Raw genomic sequence first — 1,477 nt, forward strand, 5'->3', positions numbered from 1 at the left:
ACCGGATGCTGCGCGGCGTGCGTTCGAACAGCTGGACGTCCAACTCGCGTTCCAGGTCGCGGATCTGCTGGCTGAGCGGCGGTTGCTGGATGCCCAGGCGCTGCGCCGCGCGCGTCATATGCTCTTCTTCGGCCACCGCCACGAAGTAACGCAGGTGCCTGAGTTCCATGGAAATTTAGGATATAAAAAATATTGTCATAAGGTATTTTTTATATATTTTACATATGCTCGTTGCGCCCGTAGGATGAAGGCCTGACTTCAGACTTTCATCGCAAGGCATTTCCATGAGCATCGATTTTCACACCGAACAGAACCGCTATACCTATGCGGGCCGTGTCGCCGACGAGGGCTGGGCGCGCGCCGTCTTGACCGTCGTGGATCCGCGCGGCAAGCGCGTGGCGGATATCGGCTGCGGCGGCGGCATCTATTCCCGCGCCTGGGCCGGACTGGGCGCGGCCAGCGTCATTGGCGTGGATGTCTCGGCGCAGATGGTGGCGGCGGCGCGCGAAAAATCGGCCGGCATGTCGGGGCTGGCGTTCCAGCAGGGCACGGCCGACGCCTCCGGACTGGCGGATGCCAGCGCCGACCTGGTGTTCGAGCGCGCGCTGATCCACCATCTGCCGGACTACGACGCCTGCTTCGCCGAGGCGTTCCGGGTGCTGGCGCCCGGCGGCCTGCTGCTGGTGCAGGACCGGCGCCCCGACGACGTGGCGCTGCCCGGCAGCGCCGAGCATCTGAGAGGCTATTTCTTCGAGCGCTTTCCGCGACTGCTGGCGGTGGAAACGGGCCGCCGCCCGACGGATGAGCGGGTGCGCGCGTCGTTGGCGCGCGGCGGCTTTCAGGACATCGCCTCGCAGCCGCTCTGGGAAGTGCGCAAGACCCACGACGACGTTGCCGCGCTGGAGGCCGACCTGCTGGGCCGCACCGGTAGGTCGATCCTGCACGAGCTGGACGACGCGGAATTGCGCGAGCTGACGGCGTTCATCGGCGAGCGTGTCGGCGCCGTGCGCCCGATCGTGGAAAAAGACCGCTGGACGCTGTGGGCGGCGCGCAAGCCACGGGCCTGATGCCGGGGCGCGCTCAAGCCGCCTGCGCCTCGCGCGCGATCAGCTCGCGCTTGCGCTCGATGCCCCAGCGGTAGCCGGCCAGCGAGCCGTCGGTGCGGACCACGCGATGGCAGGGAATCGCCAGCGCGATGTTGTTGGTGGCGCAGGCGCGCGCCACGGCGCGCACCGCCGCCGGCGAGCCGATGCGTTCGGCGACCTGCGCATAGGTGGCGGTGGCGCCGACCGGAATCTCGCGCAGCGCTTCCCACACGCGGCGCTGGAAGGCGGTGCCGCGCACGTCCAGCGGCAGGTTCAGGCCCAGCGACGGGTCTTCGACGAAGCCCACCACCTCGGCCACCCAGCGCTCGAACTCGGCGTCGGCGCCGATCAGGCGGGCCTTGCTGAAGCGTTCCTGCAGGCCGCGCACCAGG

3 protein-coding genes are annotated in these 1,477 nt (G+C 68.3%); 1 reads left to right on the forward strand and 2 read right to left on the reverse strand.

Annotation, left to right across the window (positions count from 1 at the left end):
- On the reverse strand, positions 1–169 hold a 169-nt coding region (locus KDH83_RS30640; protein WP_212322800.1), incomplete at its 3' end, for a LysR family transcriptional regulator.
- Positions 170–284: 115 nt separating this feature from the next.
- Here KDH83_RS30640 and KDH83_RS30645 point away from each other — a divergent pair.
- On the forward strand, positions 285–1,067 hold the full coding sequence (locus tag KDH83_RS30645; RefSeq protein WP_212322796.1) for a class I SAM-dependent methyltransferase: 783 nt from the start codon (positions 285–287) through the stop codon (positions 1,065–1,067).
- A gap of 13 nt (positions 1,068–1,080) precedes the next feature.
- Here the strand turns inward: KDH83_RS30645 and KDH83_RS30650 are convergent.
- A partial coding sequence (locus KDH83_RS30650; RefSeq protein WP_212322798.1) for a methylated-DNA--[protein]-cysteine S-methyltransferase occupies positions 1,081–1,477 on the reverse strand: 397 nt, incomplete at its 5' end.

The sequence above is a fragment of the Achromobacter sp. Marseille-Q0513 genome (genome assembly GCF_018195695.1).
In the GTDB taxonomy this organism is placed as follows: Bacteria; Pseudomonadota; Gammaproteobacteria; order Burkholderiales; family Burkholderiaceae_B; genus Achromobacter.